Consider the following 19,614-nt stretch of genomic DNA (forward strand, 5'->3'; position numbering starts at 1 on the left):
CTGCGTCAGCTGAGGAGACGAACTATACCTGCGCCCTCACCCTCGGTCAACAGGTTTTTTGAGAAAAATGCAGGTTTTTTACGAGATGCCGCGCAAACGACTGATAAGCAACAATATATGAATATGAAATTATTTATTTCCCATCAGAACCGTCCTTGGAAATGGCCGGCAGACCGTGCGTGCTCATGGTTTGAAACGCAAAAAGCTCCCAGGGAAGGGAGCTTTTTGCACAGATAGCCGGTTTTGCAACTTATCTATATAGAGAGATCAGCTGCGGTAATCGGCATTGATGCGGACATACTCGTAGGAGAAGTCGCAGGTCCACACCTTGGCGCTGGCCGCGCCGCGTCCCAACTCCACTCGCACGGTGATCTCGCTCTGGTTCATCACCGCCTGTCCCTGCTCCTCGCGATACTCCGGATGGCGGCCGCCCTCGCAGGCGACCAGCACATCATCTAGATACAGGGAGAGCCGGTCGACATCCAGGTCGGCGACGCCGGCGTAGCCTATGGCGGCCAGCAGACGGCCCAGGTTCGGATCGGAGGCGAAGAAGGCCGTCTTCACCAACGGCGAACGGGCGATGGCGTAGGCCACGTCCTTGCACTCTGCCACCGAGCGGCCGCCGTTGACTTCGACAGTGATGAACTTGGTGGCGCCCTCGCCATCGCGCACAATGGCCTGCGCCAGTTCGATGGCCACTTCCAGCAGGGCCTGTTTCAACTGCAGGTAGGCCGGCTGTTCGACGGAGTCGATCAACGCGGCTTCGCTCTTGCCGGTGGAGATCAGGATGAAGCTGTCGTTGGTAGAGGTGTCGCCATCGACGGTGATGCTATTAAAGGACTGATCCGCCACTTCCTTGACCAGTTGATTCAACAGCGGGCGGGTGACGGCGGCATCGGTGGCGACAAAGCCCAGCATGGTGGCCATATTGGGATGGATCATGCCCGATCCCTTGGCGATGCCAGTGATAGAGACTTTCTTGCCGTCGATTTCAAGCGTGCGGCTGGCCGCCTTGGCGATGGTATCGGTGGTCATGATGGCCTGGGCGGCCTCAGCCCAGTCGGCCTGACGCAGCGTCGGCAACGCCTGGATGATCTTGTCTGCCGGCAGCGGCTCCAGGATGACACCGGTGGAGAACGGCAACACCTGCTCCACTTGCAGCTGGTTTTGTTCCGCTACCGCCTGGCAGACAGCCAGGGCGCGGTTGTGGCCATCCACGCCGGTGCCTGCGTTGGCATTGCCGGTGTTCACGACCAGCGCGCGAATCTGCACCCCTGCCGCCAGATGCTGCTGGCACAGCCGCACCGGCGCCGCGCAGAATCGGTTGCGGGTGAACACGCCGGCCACGGTATTGCCCTTGTCCAGACGCGCCACCAGCACATCCTTGCGCCCCGGGGTCTTGATGCCGGCTTCGGCCACCAGCAGCTCGACGCCGGCAATCGCCGGCAACTGGCCGGCTTGCGGCGGATTCAGATTCACTGCCATGGAATTCTCCGAATTTACAAATATGCGACCAATTGTATAAGAATATGGACAATCCAGGCGTAACAAAACGTCCAGCGCCGCTTGGCGTTCAGTCCTGCGCCGCGCGCAGGCAATCCAGCAGCGCGTCGCCATAGCGGGCCAGTTTCAGTTCGCCCAATCCATAGATGCGTTGCAAACCGGCCAGGCTGTCGGGACGCTTCTCCACCAGATCACGCAAGGTGCGGTCGGAGAAGACGGCATAAGCCGGCACATTGTGCTCGTCCGCCACCTGGCGGCGCCAACGACGCAGCGCCTGCCATAGCCGCTCCTCGCGCTCGGTGCGCAGCCAGCGGTCGGTGGCGCCGCTGCCGCGCGATTTCTTCTCGTCGGCCAACGGGCGCAGATAGATGGTTTGCTCGCCCTTCAGCAGCGGCCGGCAAGCATCGGTCAGCACCAGTGACTGGCCACGGGCGATGTCCACCTGCACCAGCTGGCGCGCCACCAGCTGGCGAACAATGGAGCGCCACCAACGCTGGTTCATGTCCTTGCCTATGCCATAGGTGCTGAGCTGATCGTGGCGGTGATGGCTGATACTGGCATTCTGCCGACCCAGCAGCACGTCGATGACATGCCCGGTGGGAAAGCGCTGACCCACTCTATAAATGCAGGACAGCAACTTGCGCACCGATTCGGTGGCGTCGTAAGTGATAGGCGGATGCAGACAGTTGTCGCAGTGGCCGCAGGGGCGGCTTTGTTCGCCGAAGTGCGCCAGGATGTGCTGGCGGCGGCAGCCGGCGGTTTCGCAGAAGGCCAGCATCGCATCGAGCTTGGACAGCTCCACCTGTTTCTGCAGCTCGGCCATCTCGCCGCCTTCTATCATCTGCCGCAGCTGCACCACGTCGTTCAGGCCGTAGCACAGCCAGCTGGCTGAGGGTAGGCCATCGCGGCCGGCGCGGCCGGATTCCTGATAGAAGTTTTCCGGGCTTTTCGGCATGTCGATATGCGCGACGAAGCGCACGTCCGGCTTGTCGATGCCCATGCCGAAGGCGACGGTGGCTACCATCACGATGCCGTCCTCGCGCAGGAACAGCCGCTGGTTGGCCTCGCGCTCGGCGTGGCTCATGCCGGCATGGTAGGCCAGCGCCTCGATGCCGTTTTCGCGCAGCCACTGCGCGGTATCTTCCACCCGCTTGCGCGACAGGCAATAGACGATGCCGGTAGCGCCCTGGTGCTCCTGGCGTATGAAATCCAACAGCTGTTTCTTGGCATTATGCTTTTCCACCACCTGATAGAACAGGTTGGGCCGGTCGAAGCTGGACAGGAACACCCGCGCCTCGGCCAGCTTCAAGTAATGGATGATGTCGAGCCGGGTCTGCTCGTCGGCGGTAGCGGTCAGCGCGATGCGCGGCACCTGGGGGAAGCGTTCGGCCAGCAGGCCCAGTTGCTGGTACTCGGGCCGGAAATCATGGCCCCAGTGGCTGACGCAATGCGCCTCGTCGATGGCGAACAGCGCGATCTTCAGCTGCGACAGGAACTCCAGAAAACGCGGCGTCAGCAGCCGCTCCGGCGCCACATACAATAGATCCAGCGTGCCGGCGCGCGCCTGGCGGGCGATGTCGCGGGCCTCGTCCGGCCCGGTGGCGGAATTCAGGCAGGCCGCCGCCACGCCCAGCTCCTGCAGGGTGGCCACTTGGTCCTGCATCAGCGCGATCAGCGGCGACACCACGATGGCCACGCCGTCGCGCAGCAGCGCCGGGATCTGATAGCACAGGCTCTTGCCGCCGCCGGTGGGCATCAATACCAGGGCATGGCCGCCCTGCGCCACCTGATCGACGATCTCCAGCTGCTGGCCCCGGAATTCCGGATAGCCGAAAATATGATTAAGGATGGAGACTGCGTCGTGCATGCCGGAAGAAACGCCTTGCGGGAAAAGCGGTATTGTACGGCAAGCGTCCGCCGCGGGGGACGATAGGCAAAAAAAGTGGCCGCCCGGGGAGGCGGCCATAAGTTGGATGGAGACAATGTGAAACGAAGAGGAAAAATGCTCTCGCACTGTGAAAGACTCCCCCTGCCCGAGTTAAGTTCCAAAATTTTTGAAAATTTCTGCCGCATCGCGGCTGCGGTTCCCCGCCGCCCCTCCGCCATGCGACACTTGCGGGAAATTCCGGAGACCCTGATATGCGTACCCAAATCGCCTCCCTGTTCGCCCTGACGCTGCTGGCGGGCTGCGCCGCCACGCCGCAACAGTCGACCACGGCGTCCCAAACGGCGGCCAAGCCCGCCGCGGCCGCCGCGCAACCGGCCAGCGCCGATTGGCAGAACCTGGGCGTTTCGCCCAATGGCAACATCCTCAATGAGCTGGACCTGCTGTCGATCAAGCGCCAGGGCGCGCTGGCGACCTTCCGCGATCGCAAGACCATCTTTAATCTGAAAAAAGAGAACTTTCTGACCACGCCTCGGCACAAAACATCGCTGAACACCTGGCAGATCGACTGCTCGCAGCATACCTTCCGCTTGCTGGACATGACCTTGTTCGATGAAAACGGCCGGCAGATCGCCAGCTTCACCTATAATGACGCACAGATAAAATCCATGCCGGTTGTGCAGAATTCCGCCAGTTATCAACAAATGTTGCTGGTCTGCAAAGGGCAGCCCGGCTTCTGAGCCTGTCGCCGCACCGCTATCAACAGGAGTCAGTCATGACCATCCGACGCGTGGTATTCAATCAGAAAGGCGGCGTGGGCAAGTCCACCATCGCCGTCAACCTGGCCGCGGTGGCGGCCAGCCAGGGGCGCCGCGTGCTGCTGATCGACCTTGATCCGCAAGGCAACGCCAGCCAGTACTTGCTGGGCGAGGCCGCGGCGGTCGGCTCCCCCAGCGTGGCCGACCTGTTCCAGCAGATGCTCAATATCTCGCTGTTCGGCAAGGAGCCGCATGAATTCGTCCGCAGCACCGCCATCAGCGGCCTGTCGCTGCTGGCCTCGCACCCGGAGCTGGCCGAACTGATGGGCAAGCTGGAATCGCGCTACAAGATGTTCAAGCTGAAGGAAGCGCTGGACTTGTTGGCGCCGCATTACGACGAAATCTGGATCGACACCCCGCCGGCGCTGAATTTCTACACCCGCTCCGCGCTGATCGCGGCGGATCGCTGCCTGATCCCGTTCGACTGCGACGCCTTCTCCCGCCACGCTCTGTACAATCTGAAAGCCAGCGCGGACGAGATCCGCGCCGATCACAACCCGGCGCTGTTCATCGAAGGCATCGTGGTCAACCAGTTCCAGCCGCGCGCCAGTCTGCCGGTCAAGCTGGTAGACGAATTGAAAGCCGAAGGCCTGCCGGTGCTGGACTCGCCGCTGTCGGCCTCGGTCAAAATCCGCGAATCTCACCAGGCCGCGCGCCCCATGATCTTTCTGGACCCGCGCCACAAACTGTCGCGCGAATTCGAGGCCCTGTATCAAGAACTAAGCGAACGCTGACGGGGCTGACATGCCGCGGTTGAACCGCCTCTCCACCCTGCTGCTGGGCATCGCGCTAAGCGCGGCGCTGCTGCTGACTGAATACTGGCTGCTGCTGGAGCACGACCGCGACGAGCGTCAGCAGCAACAGCAGCACTGGGGCTCGCTGGCCACTGGCCTGGTGGTGCTGCAGCTGGGCGATGCGCTGGAACACTCGCGCATCATGGCGCAACAACTGATAAACGGCGACCCGGCGCATGCCTTTCAGCAACTTGCCCGCCGCGTCGCGCGCGACGATAGCGCGTTTGCCGGCATCGGCACGGTGGTCTTGGTAGAACAGAACCAGCGCGAGGCCTTTGAGAACCGTATCGCCACCGGCATACGCTATCTGCAAAACCAACATCTGGTGCCCAGTCCAGCGCAAATGCAGTATTACCCGGTGGCCAGTTATCTGCCGGACGACGCCAACGCCTTGCCGCAAGGACTGGACCTGAGCCACCAGGGCGACACCAAGTGGCTGCTCGATTTGGCGCGCCGCAGCGACCTGCCCATGCTGCTTCCTAGCCAGGGCGCCGGTTCCGGCAACCATCGGCTTGATATCGTCACGCGGCTGGGCGACGACCACACGCTGCTGCTGCTGAATCTGCGTCAGGAGCGGCTGACGCAGCCCATGGGCGACGCCTTGGTCTCCGACAACCCCTTGCATCACGTGCGGCTGCTGGTCTGGAGCAAAAATCAGCCGAACCTTCCCCTGCTGGACTCGCAACCAGGCAAGGCCATCCCTTCCGATGCGCCAAGCTTCTCGCGCCGCAGCACGGTGGGCGGCAACGAGCTGTTGCTGGGCGCTTACGCGCTTGAGCCGATTCACCCGATGCTGCCGTCCTCCGCCTGGACCATGCTGGCCTCCTCGGCCGGCATCCTGGCGCTGCTGCTGCTGCTGCAACAACGCCAACTGGGGCAGAACCAGCGCCTGCACAAGCAGTTGCAGCTACAGCAACAACAGCTGGAGCAGAACACGCGCAGCCTGAACGAGCAAATCAATGACCGCGTCCAGTCGGAACAGGCGCTGGCGCAGAGCGAGGCGCGCCAGCGCGCCATTCTGCAAGCCAGCTCGGACGCCATCATTCTGATCGACCGCGGCGGGCACATCCTGCAGGCCAACCCAGCGGCGGCCGGCCTGGTGGATCAGAGCGCGACCTCGCTGGAGCATCTGCCGGTAGGCGTGCTGTTTCCGGAGCTGTATAGCCGCAATCCCAATCAAGCGTTCGAACAAATCGCCCTGGAGCACGAGGGCCGGCCATTCGAGGCCAGCCTGCTGCGCAGCGATGGCCAGTTGCTGCCCGTCGAGCTATCGCTAAGCCGCGTGGTGATGCCGGACGACTGGTTCTATGTCACCGTCTGTCGCGACATCACTGTGCGCAAGCAGCAGGAAGAAGCGCTGATCCGCCTGAAAAACAGCCTGGCCGAACAGGTGGAAGTGCAGAGCCGGCAACTATCGGCGCTGCTGGACGCCAGCCCGCTAGCGATGGCCTATATCGTCGATCGCCACCTGCGCCAGGTCAACAACGCCTTTCTGGAGCTGTTCCAGCAGCAGGGCCGCAACGTGATCGGCCAGCCTACCCTGCCCTATTTTGAAAATCCGGATCAATGGGAGCACACTGGCAAGGCGCTGTACAGCCTGCTCAACGACGGCAAGGTGGTGCAGATCGAAGTGCGGCTGCGCACCGGCAAGGGCAAGCTGTTCTGGTGCCGGCTGCACGGCAAGGCGGTGAATCCATCGGTGCCCAAGCTCGGCACCATCTGGGTATACCAGGACACTTCGGCGCAGCGCTCGGTGGAAGACACGCTGCGGCGGGCCAAGGTGCTGGCCGAAGAAACCAGCCGCGCCAAGACCGAATTCCTCGCCAATATGTCGCATGAGCTGCGCACGCCGCTGCATGCCATCCTCGGCTTCACCGAAATGGGGCAGCTGCGCGCGCGCAGCCTGGACGACGGCAAGCTGGAGCAGTACTTCGGCCGCATCAATGCCAGCGGCAACCGCCTGCTGACGCTGCTGAACGACTTGCTGGACATGGCCAAGATGGAAGTCGGCCGCATGGACTATTCGATCAGCCGCAACAATCTCAGCCAATGCTTGCGCGACGCCTGCGATGAGATCACCCCGCTGGCCAGCCGCAGCCAGATCCGTCTGCAGTTGGAGTGCGTTCCCGAATTGCTGGTCGCCGACATCGACCCCTTCCGCATCGGCCAAGTGATACGCAACCTGCTGTCCAACGCCGTCAAATTCAGCCCGGTGGGAGCCGATATTCACGTGCGCGCCAAATTGATCGAGCAGGAAGGCCGGGAATGGGCCATTGTCAGTGTAGAAGATGCCGGTCCGGGCATTCCGGAAAAGGAACTGGAAACCATATTCGACAAGTTCATCCAGAGCAGCACCACCAAGACCGGCGCCGGCGGCACCGGGCTGGGGCTGGCGATCAGCCGTGAAATCATCCATGCCCATCACGGACAGATCCGCGCGCAGAATCGGCCGGATGGCGGCGCCGTATTTACATTCTGCATCCCGCAGCAGTTTCAGCGGAACCTAGAGGAGGGACTCCCTGATGCCTCATAAACTCTTGCTCGTTGACGACGAGCCGTTCAACCTTGAGTTGATGTCCGAGCTGCTGCAGGATGCCGGCTACGAAACCCAGTTGGCGGAAAACGGCGAGGTGGCCTGGGACATCCTGCAACGCGACGGCGAACAGTTCTCCACCATCCTGCTGGACAAGATGATGCCGGGCATGAGCGGTTTCGACGTGCTCAAGAAGATCAAGGCCGAGCCCAGGCTGGAGTTTCTGCCCGTCATCATGCAAACGGCGATGGGCGCCGCCTCCAGCGTGCAGGAAGGCCTGGCGGCCGGCGCGTTCTACTACCTGACCAAGCCGTTCTCGCGCGACATGCTGCTGGCCATCGTCGGCGCGGCCGTGGGCCACTGGGACCGCTACGCGCATTTCCGCGAGCTGGCCAATCTGCACGTCGATGCGCTGCGCCATCTGCAAAGCGCCCGCTTCCGCTGCCGCACCCACCGCGAAGCGCAGGCGATCACCGCCTTGCTGGCTAAAACCAGCCGCCAGCCGGAACGCGTGGCCACCGGCCTGTTCGAGCTGCTGGTCAACGCCATCGAACACGGCAACCTGGGCATCAGCTACGAAGAGAAAAGCCAGCTGATTGCCGCCGGCACCTGGGAAAAGGAACTGGAAAACCGACTGCAGGCGCCAGAGTACAGCGACCGCCAAGTGGCTTTGGAATTCGACCACCAAGGCCACCAGCTGCAATTCACCATCGAGGACATGGGGGACGGCTTCGACTGGGCATACTATCAAAACGCCGAACCGGCCTCGCTGATGACCTGCCACGGCCGCGGCATTCTGATCGCCCGCAAGCTGTCGTTCGACAGCCTGCGCTACGAAGGCAATGGCAACCGCGTGATCGCCGTGGTCAATCAGACATGAGCGGCTGGGCTGCGCAATCGCCGCGCGCGCGCCAATAGCGTGCCTGCCGCAGGCGAAGGCATTGCCAGTCCACCGCATCCGCCAATTCGAGGGTCAAGGCGCCATCCAGATCGGTACGCAAGAGCGCGATGCCCTGCTGCCGCAGACGATGCAGCACAGCCGGATGCGGATGGCGATAACGATTCATATAGCCGGCGCTGACCACGGCCAACTGCGGCCGGACCGCTTGCAGCCAAACCTCGCTGCTTGAGGTTCTGCTGCCATGGTGGCCTGCAATCAGCACCGCGCTGCGCAAGCGCTCTCCATAATGCGCAACCAGCGCCTCCTCCACCGGCGCCGGCGCATCGCCGCTGACCAGCAGCGCATGCTTCGCGCCAGCCACCCGCAACACGCAGCTATGCGCGTTATCGTCCGTCGGCTGCACATCCGGCCATGGCGCCAGCACCTCGAAGCGCACGCCATCCCAGCTCCATGCATCGCCTTGCCGGCAAGGCCGAGCAGACCAGGCGCGCAGCGTTTGCGGTTGCCCCGCCAGCAAACGCCGCACCGGCATCTCCCGCAGCATACCGTCCGCCGCGCCATCATGATCCGCATCGTGATGCGATAAAAGCAAGACATCCAGCGATGCCACCCCCAAGCCGCGCAACTGCGGCAGCACCACCCGCCCGGCATCGCCGGCGCCGGTATCGAACAGCAGCGCGTGCTGCGCGGTCTGCACCAGCATGGACAGCCCCTGCCCCACATCCAGCACCGTCACCCGGAAGGCCCCCTCCTTGGGCCCTGCCGGACGATAAACCAGCACGGGCAGCAACAACAGGCAGGCCAAACCCCTGCCCGACACGCCACGCGGCGCGATCAGCCAGACGCTGCCGATCGCGGCCAAAACCAGCAAAGGCCATGGCGGGCCGGCGACATGCCAGGCAGGGCCTCTCGCCAGCCAATCCACACCCCAGTAAAACCCATGAACCAATAATCCAGCCAAGGGCAGCAAACCATCCCAGGGCAACAACACCGCCAAGAGCGCGACGGGCGTCAACAGCAGCGACACATAGGGAATCGCCAGCGCATTGGCCAAGGGCGAGACCAGGGGAAACCCGCCAAACCAGGCCGCCAACGGCACCAGGCTGGCGACGGCCGCCGACCACTGGCCGCCCAGCGCGGCGCGCCAGGCCGCAGCCGGTCGTCTGCGCGCCCACGATCCGAACATCAGGGCGGCGACCAGGCCAAACGACAACCACAATCCCGGCGCCAATACGGCAAACGGGTCGAGCAGCAACACCAGCGCCAAGGCCAACCACCAAGCCTGAAACGGCGATAGCTGATGGCGCAACAATAGACAGCCGCCGCCGACCAGCAGCATGAACAAGGTGCGCTGCGTCGGCACCGAGAACCCCGCCAGCAGCGCGTAGCCCGCCGCCACCAGCCAGGCAACCGCCGCCGTGGCCACTCGCGGCGATCTGAACATGGGCCAGCGCCGCAGCAGCCAAGAAGCCACCCAGGCGGCCAAGCCGGCCAACATGGTGATATGCAGACCGGAAATGGAAACGATATGGGTCAGGCCGGTGGCGGAGAACAAGCGCCAGTCCTCCCGCGCCACCCGCTGCTGGGCGCCGACGGTCAGCGCGGCCACCAGCGCCGACTCGCGCCCGACGCCGAGCACGCTCTCGATACGCGCCACCTGCGCGGCGCGCCAGCCATCGACCCATGCCAGCCCATCCTTGCGATCGGTCAGGCGTGACCGCTCCTTGCCGGCCGAACCGCTGGCCAGCAACCCTTCGGACCACAGCCATTGTTCCGCATCGAAGCCAAACGGGTTGGCGCTGCCCCGCCGCGGCTTGAAGCGGGCGGCCAGCCTCCAGCGGCTGCCTGGCGGCCAAACCTGGTTTCGATAATCGAATAACTGCACCCTGGGCGGCAACGATGCGCCTGGCGTCAACACACGCTCCACTTCCAGCGTCAGCCGCACGCCAAACTCGCCCGGGTCCGGCAAGCCCCGCACCGTGCCGATGAACTCAACCGGCTTTTTCGCCCACTCGGCCGCAAGCTCCTGACTCATTCGCGCCTGCGCGCGCCAGTCGGCATAAGCCAGACCCAGCGTCAATGCGAACAGAAAGACGGTGTACGGCCGCCAACGCGGGATTGTCCGCCACATCAGTCCAGCCACCCCGGCGACGCCTCCGGCCAGCGCGCCGCCAGCCGGTAATTCGGACAGGAAGGCGCAGACTACGATTCCGGCAACCCATCCCATCAGTAACGGCATGCCCGTCCCCCAGACATGGTTCCATCCTCGCCATCGCGCACTCACCCATCCGTCCTGCGCGAAGCGTTTAACTGTGGTTTAAATTCTTAAGTGAAACTACTTATCATAAATTATGACAATGACTATTGAATTCGCGTCCGCATGGGCTAAACCTATGTCAACGATGGATGTTTCTCCCCTGCCGGCAATTCCGCCGACAGGATCATCCGACGAAGGAGCAAACGTGGACGCTTATATCGGCACCATTATCCCCTTTGGTTTTGACTACCCGCCGGTGGACTGGGCGCAATGCCAGGGTCAGACGTTGCAGGTCAGCCAGAATCAGGCGCTGTTCGCCGTCATCGGCTCGCATTACGGCGGCAATGGCAGCAGCACCTTTCAACTGCCCAATTTGTGTGGACGGATGCCGATCAGCATCGGACCGGCTCAACCCACCTACAATCTGCCGTCCTACGCCATCGGCAATTTCGGCGGCCATCAAACCGTCGCGCTGTTGACCGCCAATATGCCGCTTCACAACCATGGCACCTCCGCCGTCAACGTCAGCTTCCAAGCCACAACGGTGCCGAATCCAACCACGCCGGCCAGCACACCCAGCGCTAGCAACCCGTATCTCGGCGCATCCGGCGGCGGCACCGGCCTGGCCACCATCTGGAGCCAGCAACTGGAAAGCCCGGTCACCGTCAAGGGCCTGGGCCTGAGCGGCAACACGGATGTCGCCGGCGGCAATACCCCGGTCAGCGTGTTGAACCCGTACCTGGCGCTGAACTTCTGCATCGCGGTGCAAGGCATCTTCCCCACCAGGCAATAACAGCGGCCAACAGGCGGCAGCGCCGTTGCCGCCTGGCGACAAAAAATCCCGAGGAGAGCGTGATGCTGAACCAACTGCGCAGCGAAGACTTCGTTCCCTTGATCGGCCAGGTCTGCCATTTCCTGGTGCCGGAGCAAGTGGAGCTTGAGCTGCAAATTCAATCGGTGCGCCAAAAGCCGCTGTCGCAAGTGCCGGGCTGGGAAGCCGAGCAGCGCACGCCTTTCGTGGTGGAGCTGATCGCAGTCGGCGCCACCCCATTGGTGGATGCGGTAGGCCACTTGCAGCTGCCGGCGGCGGAAAATCAGCCCCAGCGCACGCTGGAGAATGTCTGGATCAGCCGCACCGGGGCCATGGGACGAGACCGGCAGTATTGCTACTTTCAACTGCCCTTCAATTAGATGCGGTCCGCGCGTGATTCAGGCTATCCAGTCGCCCCGACCATGATGCTCTCCGCCTGCGGATACCACACCAGCTTATCCGCCATCGCCCCCGGCTCCTCCAGTACGAAGCCCAGCGACTGATACAGCTTGCGAGCCTGGCCGTTGTTATGCCACACCACGGCGGCCAGCGGACACCGCACCTGCCGCGCGGCTTGCTGCAGGCCCTGCAACACCACTTTGCCGTAGCCCTTGCCGCGCGCCTCCGGCAGCATGGCCAGAAAGATGATGCGCACTTCGTTGTGCCCGAAGTCGACCATGACCACGCCGACCGCGCTGCCTAGCTTCTCCACCATGAAATGCATCGCATTGGGAAATTGCTGCCCCGCGCCCATCTGCAAGACCTGATATTGCTGACGCTGCACCGTCTCGATCAGATCGGCTTCCCCATCTATCAGCAGCAGATCGGGCCGCGCGCTGCGGTAGATGCGATTGATGCACGCCTCATCCCCGCTGCGCACGGGTCTGAGCGACAAGCCGTGCGCCATGGATGAGAAATTGAGTTCGGCTGACATCGAAGCTCCTCATGACGACAAGTGGTTGGAATGGAAACATCGCCTGCATAAACGAGGCAACCCTTCGGATGGTGAGATCAAAGCCCCGCCTCGCGCTCCAGCACCGCAGTCAGGCGCAGCCAGCCTCGCTGCAGCAGGCTGTAATGCTCGCCGCGCAACCGCGCGACGCCTGCCATTTCACGCAGCGGTGCCAGGCGCTGGTCGCACCGCTCCAGCCGGACCCGGAACAGCGCGTGCAAGGGCACCAGGCCGTAATCTCGCGATTCGGTCGCAATCGGCCCGCCATACGTCGATGCCAGCACCGGTTGATCCAGCGTCGCCAGGTTCAGGCGATCGATCGCGCCCAGCATGCAAGACACCGCTAGCCCTTCGCCGCTGTCCGCCACGAAGGTGGCGTGACCGCCGCGGCGCAGGCTGGCCAGCTCATTCTCATCGACATAGGCATCGCCGCGCATGCCGTACGGTCCGACCACCTGCAGCAGACGCTCGCCAGCCGCCACCACGGTGCCGGCGCGAAGCGCGTCGCTTGCGTCGGCCAGTCGGCCATCGAACGGCGCGGTCAACCACAAGCGCTTTTCCTGCTGCGCCAGACCTTCTACCTGCTGTTGCGCGGCCTGCCACTGTTTCTGCAGGGTTTGCCCTTGCTGCTGCAAAGCCGTGTTGAATGGTTGCTGCGCCACTCGCCAGGCCAGGCCTCGTTCGATGGCCCTGGCCACCGCCAATTGCTGCGCCAGCGCCGGGGAATACAGCTTGAGCAATAACTGGCCCTTCCGCACCCGCTGTCCATCCTTCGCCAGCACTTCGGCCACCACGGCGCCTTCCGGCGCATATAACCCTTGCGATTGCGCCGCGCCCATCACCGCCGGGCTGGCGACATCGTTTTGCCAAGGCAAGATGAGGAATAGCAACGCCAAGCCCAGTAACGCGGCGCTGCGGCGCGTCTCGCGCTGCCAGCGCAAATCGGCCCGCCGCAGCCACCAGATCCGCAACTCGCCGACAATCGGGCGCGCGATGAACCAGCCCAGTTCAACCGCCAGCAGCAAAATGCCCAGAGCCTTGAAGAACAGGTGATACACCAGAAAAGCGATAGAAGTGAACAACACCAGGCGATACAGCCAGGTTGCCCAGGCGAACAGAATCAGGCCGCGCTGCCGCGCGGGCGGAAAGCGCTCCGGCACGGGATCGTCCAAACCCAGCAGGACGCGTCGCATCTGCCAGCGCGCCAGCGCAAACGCCCGGCCATGCAGATTGGGCACGCCCAGCCAGTCGGCCAACAGAAAATAGCCATCGAAGCGCATGAAGGGACTGGCATTGATGGCCAGCGTCGCCAGCCAGGTAGTGGTCGCCAACAGAAAAACGCCTGCACGCAACGGGCCATCCGGCAGAAAATTCCAAACAAACGTGGCCCAGGCCGCCAATGTCAGCTCCGCCAGCATGCCGGCGCCGCCGATCAGCAGCCGCTGCCGCCGCGACGGCAGCTTCCAGACATCGTTGGTGTCGGTGTATAACACCGGCATCATCACCAAAAAGGCCACGCCCATCGCCGGCACCCGGCAGCCGAAATGCCGCGCGGTCAGCGCATGGCCAAGCTCATGCAGGATTTTCGCCAGCCCCAAGGAAATGGCGACGCCCAGCGCGGCGGCCCATCCGCCGTATGCGGAGAAGGTATGGGTGAATTCATCCCAGCGCCGGGAAACCATGCCCAGGCCAAGCAGGACGATGCCGGCTGTCAACCACCAGAACGCCGGGCGGAACAACAGGCCAAGCCGCGGCAGGGCCCAGTTCAAGCCGGCTTCCGGCCGCAGCAAGGGGATGCGGAAAAACAGATAGTTCTTCAGCAACCACATCGCGTAGCCCGGCTTGCCGGCCTGATGCAGCCGCCACAGCCAGTCGCTTTCAGACTCGCTGCCAGCCTGCAGCAACTGGTGTTGCCGCAGGAAAAGCAGCAATTGCCGCAGATCGTCCAGGTTCAGTTGCAGCGTGGTTTCCGCATTGACCGACGCCAATAGCTCTGGCCCGTTGCCCAGTTGCCAGCGCGACAGCATTTCAAAACTGGCCCAGCCGAGCTGATAAAAGCGGTTGGCCGACGGATCATGCAGCATCCAGGTGGGCGAGCCATCGGACTGTGCCGGCCCCGCATGCAGCGTCAATTCCTGACGCAATGGCGGCAATCCCTTGATTTCCATGGCTTACCACCCCAGCCACTGGCGCGCCGCGGTCAATGGCCGACGCAAAACGTAGTAGCTCAAAGGCACCCAGTCCCCATACACCCTGGCCGTCCCCATCTGCCCAAGCTGCGGCAGACGCTGGCCACTCTCGAAGCGCGCCTGCAAACGATAGGCCAGCAGATTGCCCTCGCTGACTTCCGCCTTGTAGGCCACGCGCTGCAAGACCGCGTCATAGGAACGGAACGGCGAAGCGTTGGGATACAAGGTGACTTGGCTGCCCGGCTGCACGGCGATCGCCTCCGCCGCCGGCAGCCAGGCAGTCAATTCGACTTTGGAGGGATCGGCCAGCGTCATGACTTTTTCGCCCTGCGCCACCGCCTTGCCCTGCCAGTCATTGCGGTCGGAGAACACCACCACGCCGTCGGACGGCGCGGTAACGTGCAGCCGCTTCAGTTCCCGGCCGGCAAAATCTACCGTGATGTCCTTCTCTTCCAGCTTGGCCTTGTCCTCGGCCAACGCCAACTTGCCCTTGTCATCGGTCAGCGCCAGTTGGGCGCTGGCGCGAAAACTTTCCTCCGCGGCTTTCGCCTCCTCCCGCGCCAACTCGAATTGCCCGGTCAGCACCGTGGCATCGAGATCGAACAGGGCCGCCCCGCGCCGCACCGGCTGGTTCGGCAACACCGCAACCTTGTCTATCACCCCGGACACCGGCGCCCGCAGCAGAACCGGGTCATCCGGCACCACTTCCGCCCGCGCCAGCACGCTCAAACGCACCGGGAAACACACCAGCACCAGCAAGGCGAGCAACAAGCGCTTGCGGCGCGGCCCCGGCTTCAGCCAATCGCCAACCTTCGCGCGCCAGTTGCGCCGAGGCGCGAATGGGCGCAGCGCATGGGCGTAGCCATGTGCCAGCTCCTCCGCCAGCCGCAACTCGTATTCGCTCCAGGGAAGATCGCGCGCCAGCAGCAAGGCGCCATGCTCGCCCAGCGAAAGCCATAAGCCATGCTCCGGCAGCCAATGTCCCCACTCCGCGCCCAAGGCATCCGGCAGGTCGGCCGCGACGCAGCAGCGACTAGCCGCGACATCGCCCGAGCCGGGCCGCAGATAACGGAACAATGCTGACAGCCATTGCAGATAGGGCGCGGTGGGGTCGGGTTCGGCCAAGCCGGACAAGGCGACGACATGGCTGTGCAATCCCTCCCCCCAAAAGGCGGCCTGGCGATACGGCAGCAACTGCAGGCTCTCATTGACCATGACGAAGCCCAGCCTCGCCGCGCTGTCCGCCTCGCGCGCGCGATGCAACAGCTGCAGCAAAGTGGCCAGTTCCCGACTACGATCGGCGTGTCCCATGGCTTATTTGAAACTGGCCCAGCCGCTCATGCCGGGCAATAGGTTGGCGGCCTTGCCGTCTATCACGCCTATGGCCAGGATGGACTGGCTGACCGGATCGATTTGCGCGCCCAGCCGTTCTATCTTGGCCGGGAAGCTGGCACCCAGCTCATCCACCGTGATCGTGAAGCGGCGGCCTGGCTGCAGGGTGGCCAGCCATTTGGACGGCACCAACATGCGCAGTTCCAGCGAGTCGGAATCGACGATGTCCAGAATCGGGTTACCGGGGTTGACGTATTGATGGACTGCCGCGCTACGCTTGGCGACCCGCCCGTCAAACGGCGCAACGATGCTGCACTTGGACACCAGGGTCTGGGCATAGCTGGCGTCGGCAGCCGCCTCCTTGGCCTTGCCCTGGGCCTGGGTCAGCTCCAGCGTGCCCACCGAGTTGTACTTAGCCAGTTGATTATCCACTTTCAGCAACTGGCTGGCCGCCTCCAGCGAGGCCTGGGCCTTGTGCAACTGGGCGCGATAACTGCTGCAATCGAACTCCACCAGCAACTGTCCCCGACGAAAGCTGCCGCCCTCCACCACCGGCAGGGCGGAGATCTTGGCGGCGACCTCTCCCGACAACGTCACGGCGTGGCGTGACATCAGCTGCACGCGTATGCGGCCATCGGCGGCGTTGACCGACGAGCCCGCTTGCGGAGCGGCGGCCATGGCCGCCCCCGCCAGCCAGAAGCACATCGCTAGGTAGCCGGTTTTCATTTCGCGCCCCCAGCCACCATGCCTTGCCACTTGTTTTCCGCCCCCTGGAAAGCCTGGCTGAGCGAGGCCAGGTCATATCCCTTGGTCGACGCCGGCAGCGGGTCCAGCCCCAGGCTCGCGCCCATCAGGCCATAGGCATTTTGCATGTCGCCATAGGACTGATACAGCCGCAGGGACGAGAACACGGCGTTGGCGTCTGCCAGGATGCCCTGCAGCCTGGCCGAAGCGCCGCTGTCCACCGCGTTGCGAGTCTGCTCGTAGATCGCTTGATCCACGCTGTTCAGCTCATGTTCCAGCTCGTACTGCCGCGCCTTGCCCTGATAATCCAGATAGGCGACGTGGACCTGGGTCAGCACCGCCATGTTCAGCGCCATGCGCTGCGCCTTGTCCACTTCGACCTGCGCCTGCGCGGTGCGCGTGATGGCGCCGGCGCTGAACAGATTCAACAGGTTCCAGCTGATGCGCAGGCCGGCATCGCTCCAGGCATTGTTGATCAGGAATTTATTGCTGTCGTAATGCTGCCCTACGCTGAACTCCAGCCCCGGCAGCAGCTTGGCGATGGCCTTGCGCGTTTCCAGGGCGCTGATGCGCTGGTTGTAATGCGCCTCCACCACCTCAGGCCGGTTCAGCAAAGCCATATCGTCCATCTTGTCGATATCGATGCCCAGCGTCGGCACCGGCATGCCGGCCGGCTGCGCAATCTGGAAATCCTGGCCAGGCATGACGTTCATGATGGCAGCCAGCCTGGGTTTGGCCTGGGATAGGGCGCTGCGCACGGCGGTCATCTGCCGGATCACGTCAAGCAATTGACGCCGGTAATTGAGCGCATCCAACGGTGAGCGCAGCTTCTGCTGCTCGACTTGGCGCGCATCCCCCAAGGCAGATTCGGCCTGCTTCAGCAAGGCATCTACCCGGCCCTGCAGCTGCTGCGCGCCCGCGGCCTGCCACCACGCTTCCCGCACCTGCTGCATCAGCTGCTGCGCCACCTTGCGCTTGCGCTGCGCCAGAATGAGCACTCTGTCCGCCTGTTGCTGGGCGGAAAAATAACTGACGCCGAAATCCAGCACATTCCAGCTCAGGTTCAAATCGGCAGTGCGATCATGCTTTTCCGAGGAGATGGACGGCACCAACGACTGCTCTCCGGTTGCCACATTTTGGGAGGACGAGGCATTGTCCTTGTTGCGGGCAGTATATCCAGCCGCCAACGCCAGCTTCGGCAGCATGTCCAGACTGGACAAATCCAGCTGGCGCTGCGCCATCGCCTCCTCCATCAGCTTCACACGGTAATCGAGGTTGTATTTCAAGGCGCGCGCCATCGCCTCCTGCAGCGTTACCGGGCCAGCCAACGGTTCCTGGCTGTCGAACATCGCCTGGCGATCGGCGGCCAAGGTAGCTTGGCGATCCGCCACGCTCAACGGCTGCGGCGTCACCGCGCACCCGGTCAAAGCCACAGTTACCGCTAACGGGATCCATCTAACGGTCCATGATCTTGCTTGTTTTACGGCTTGCATGCTTCCGCCCCCTTGAGCGTTGAGATGGTCAGGGCACCGCCCTGCGCTGCCTTCTATAACCTGCCTACGCTTGAGTTTCCCCCTCCAACCAAGCCTGCATTTGCTGCAGGAAGGCCTTGTGGCCATGCTTTTCAAATTGCTGGTTCAACGCGGTCTTGCCTGCCACCGCGGCGGCCTTGCCGCTGCCGCCAGTATTTGACTGCCGTTGCCCGAAATTCAGCTGAATATGGCTGTTGCCATGGTGTCCCGACTTGTCCTGCACCCGGATATCCACAGAAATAGCCTTGGCCCAGCCTGCTGGCGCCTGGCCGGTGAACTTGCCGGTCGCGGGATCGAACTTCAGCCAGGATGGCAATGGCTGGCCATCGCTTTGCCGGGCCACAATGCTCAGGTTTGCCGTCGACTCCCGGGTAATGATGGTGGCCGGCGGCAGCGTGATGGAAAAAGACTGGCCGGACACCAGTGGCCGCCCCCCCAAGTCTGGATTGACCTGCAAGGCAATGGTGGGATTGATCGCCACATTGCTGACGAAAGACGGCACGGCGCCGTTGACGTTGTCCGTCCCGCCGAAGTTTGACGTCAAGATGCCGCTTGCGTTGTGCTCGGCAGGCCCGCTGTTTTCATTGGCAGTGGCCACAACAGGATTGCCGCTGACTGCGGCCAGCACGATATTCGGCGTGATCGGCGGCAACTGTAAGGTATTGCCGAAGCTGGTCGTCGCGCCAGCATGGACCGGGGTCACCGTGCTGGTCGTCACCACCTGCGTAGATACCTGGTACGAGGGCACGCTGACCGTCCCCTTCAGTTGATTGCCGGCGACATCGCTGACTGTGCCGCTCTTGATCGACAGCGACAGCGTACCGTCGCCGCCTACGCCGCTCAGTTGGATGGCGTAGGTAGTCGCGTTGATCTGCGTGACGCTCGACACCGTGCCATGCGCGCCGCCGCTGGTCACCACACTCAGGTTGTCCGCGGTGAACGCGACTACCGGTTTGGAAAACACCACTTGGTAAGCCACCGTGCTGGCCGAAGTGCTCAGCGTGTCGGAAGCGGTGAAGCTCTGCACCTGAGGCGCGGCGGTATCTACCGTGAAGTTATAGCCGCTGGATTGCCCGCTGACGTTGCCCGCCGCATCCGTCGCCGTCGTCCGGATGCTGTGGTTGCCATCGGCCAGCGGACTGCTCAGGTTGTAGCTCCATGCCCCGCTGCCGTTCGCCGTCGCCGTACCCACCGCCGTGCCGTCCACATACACCGTCACCGTGCTGTTCGCCTCGGCCGTGCCTTGCACTGTCGGCTGGTTGTTGTCGGTGATGCCGTCGCTATGGCTGCTGCCGGTGTCCGAAGCCGTGGCCAGGGCCAGGCCCGTCGGCGCGCTCGGCGCGGCGGTGTCGATGGTGATGTT

16 protein-coding genes are annotated in these 19,614 nt (G+C 63.3%); 7 read left to right on the top strand and 9 right to left on the bottom strand.

Features of this window, described 5'->3' with window-relative positions; translation table 11 throughout:
- On the top strand, positions 1-237 hold a 237-nt coding region (locus QUG01_RS13610; protein ID WP_500830607.1), incomplete at its 5' end, for a hypothetical protein.
- 30 nt (positions 238-267) lie between these two features.
- On the opposite strand, the gene argJ is transcribed toward QUG01_RS13610, so the two are convergent.
- Positions 268-1,485 (bottom strand): bifunctional glutamate N-acetyltransferase/amino-acid acetyltransferase ArgJ, encoded by a 1,218-nt coding sequence (argJ, locus tag QUG01_RS13615; protein ID WP_500830608.1) that lies wholly within the window; start codon positions 1,483-1,485, stop codon positions 268-270.
- A gap of 88 nt (positions 1,486-1,573) precedes the next feature.
- Positions 1,574-3,370 carry a DNA helicase RecQ gene (gene recQ / locus QUG01_RS13620; protein ID WP_500830609.1) on the bottom strand — a complete coding sequence of 599 codons (1,797 nt, stop codon included), beginning with the start codon at positions 3,368-3,370 and terminating at the stop codon, positions 1,574-1,576.
- Between the two features lie 272 nt (positions 3,371-3,642).
- Here recQ and QUG01_RS13625 point away from each other — a divergent pair, with 272 nt between their 5' ends.
- The 4 genes from QUG01_RS13625 to QUG01_RS13640 are packed head-to-tail and all read left to right on the top strand — an operon-like array spanning position 3,643 to position 8,413.
- Positions 3,643-4,128 carry a surface-adhesin E family protein gene (locus QUG01_RS13625; RefSeq protein ID WP_500830610.1) on the top strand — a complete coding sequence of 162 codons (486 nt, stop codon included), beginning with the start codon at positions 3,643-3,645 and terminating at the stop codon, positions 4,126-4,128.
- A gap of 35 nt (positions 4,129-4,163) precedes the next feature.
- Positions 4,164-4,940 carry a ParA family protein gene (locus QUG01_RS13630; protein ID WP_500830611.1) on the top strand — a complete coding sequence of 259 codons (777 nt, stop codon included), beginning with the start codon at positions 4,164-4,166 and terminating at the stop codon, positions 4,938-4,940.
- A gap of 10 nt (positions 4,941-4,950) precedes the next feature.
- Positions 4,951-7,533, top strand: coding sequence for an ATP-binding protein (locus tag QUG01_RS13635; RefSeq protein ID WP_500830612.1), 2,583 nt, complete (start codon positions 4,951-4,953; stop codon positions 7,531-7,533).
- A complete protein-coding gene (locus tag QUG01_RS13640; protein ID WP_500830613.1) occupies positions 7,523-8,413 on the top strand; it encodes a response regulator in 891 nt (296 codons plus the stop codon). The genes QUG01_RS13635 and QUG01_RS13640 overlap by 11 nt, the downstream gene beginning before the upstream one ends.
- Here the strand turns inward: QUG01_RS13640 and QUG01_RS13645 are convergent.
- Positions 8,400-10,673, bottom strand: coding sequence for a DNA internalization-related competence protein ComEC/Rec2 (locus QUG01_RS13645; protein ID WP_500830614.1), 2,274 nt, complete (start codon positions 10,671-10,673; stop codon positions 8,400-8,402). The genes QUG01_RS13640 and QUG01_RS13645 overlap by 14 nt on opposite strands.
- Positions 10,674-10,896: 223 nt before the next feature.
- On the opposite strand from QUG01_RS13645, the gene QUG01_RS13650 reads away from it, so the two are divergent.
- Both QUG01_RS13650 and QUG01_RS13655 read left to right on the top strand, forming a co-directional pair.
- The gene (locus QUG01_RS13650; RefSeq protein ID WP_500830615.1) at positions 10,897-11,484 is read left to right on the top strand and encodes a phage tail protein; all 588 of its coding nucleotides are present in this window, start codon (positions 10,897-10,899) and stop codon (positions 11,482-11,484) included.
- Between the two features lie 62 nt (positions 11,485-11,546).
- Positions 11,547-11,882: a hypothetical protein gene (locus QUG01_RS13655; RefSeq protein WP_043626770.1), complete on the top strand. Its 336-nt coding sequence runs from the start codon at positions 11,547-11,549 to the stop codon at positions 11,880-11,882.
- Between the two features lie 23 nt (positions 11,883-11,905).
- On the opposite strand, the gene QUG01_RS13660 is transcribed toward QUG01_RS13655, so the two are convergent.
- The 6 genes from QUG01_RS13660 to QUG01_RS13685 all read right to left on the bottom strand — a co-directional run.
- Positions 11,906-12,436: a GNAT family N-acetyltransferase gene (locus QUG01_RS13660; RefSeq protein WP_071110110.1), complete on the bottom strand. Its 531-nt coding sequence runs from the start codon at positions 12,434-12,436 to the stop codon at positions 11,906-11,908.
- Positions 12,437-12,513: 77 nt separating this feature from the next.
- Entirely contained in the window at positions 12,514-14,622 is a 2,109-nt protein-coding gene (locus QUG01_RS13665; RefSeq protein ID WP_500830616.1) for a site-2 protease family protein, read from the bottom strand.
- Between the two features lie 3 nt (positions 14,623-14,625).
- On the bottom strand, positions 14,626-15,954 hold the full coding sequence (locus QUG01_RS13670; protein WP_500830617.1) for an efflux RND transporter periplasmic adaptor subunit: 1,329 nt from the start codon (positions 15,952-15,954) through the stop codon (positions 14,626-14,628).
- 3 nt (positions 15,955-15,957) lie between these two features.
- Positions 15,958-16,701 carry an efflux RND transporter periplasmic adaptor subunit gene (locus QUG01_RS13675; protein ID WP_500830618.1) on the bottom strand — a complete coding sequence of 248 codons (744 nt, stop codon included), beginning with the start codon at positions 16,699-16,701 and terminating at the stop codon, positions 15,958-15,960.
- Positions 16,698-18,152 (bottom strand): TolC family protein, encoded by a 1,455-nt coding sequence (locus QUG01_RS13680; protein ID WP_500830619.1) that lies wholly within the window; start codon positions 18,150-18,152, stop codon positions 16,698-16,700. The genes QUG01_RS13675 and QUG01_RS13680 overlap by 4 nt, the downstream gene beginning before the upstream one ends.
- Before the next feature lie 124 nt (positions 18,153-18,276).
- On the bottom strand, positions 18,277-19,614 hold a 1,338-nt coding region (locus tag QUG01_RS13685; RefSeq protein ID WP_500830620.1), incomplete at its 5' end, for an Ig-like domain-containing protein.

The organism is Chromobacterium sp. CCUG 76385 (genome assembly GCF_059916625.1).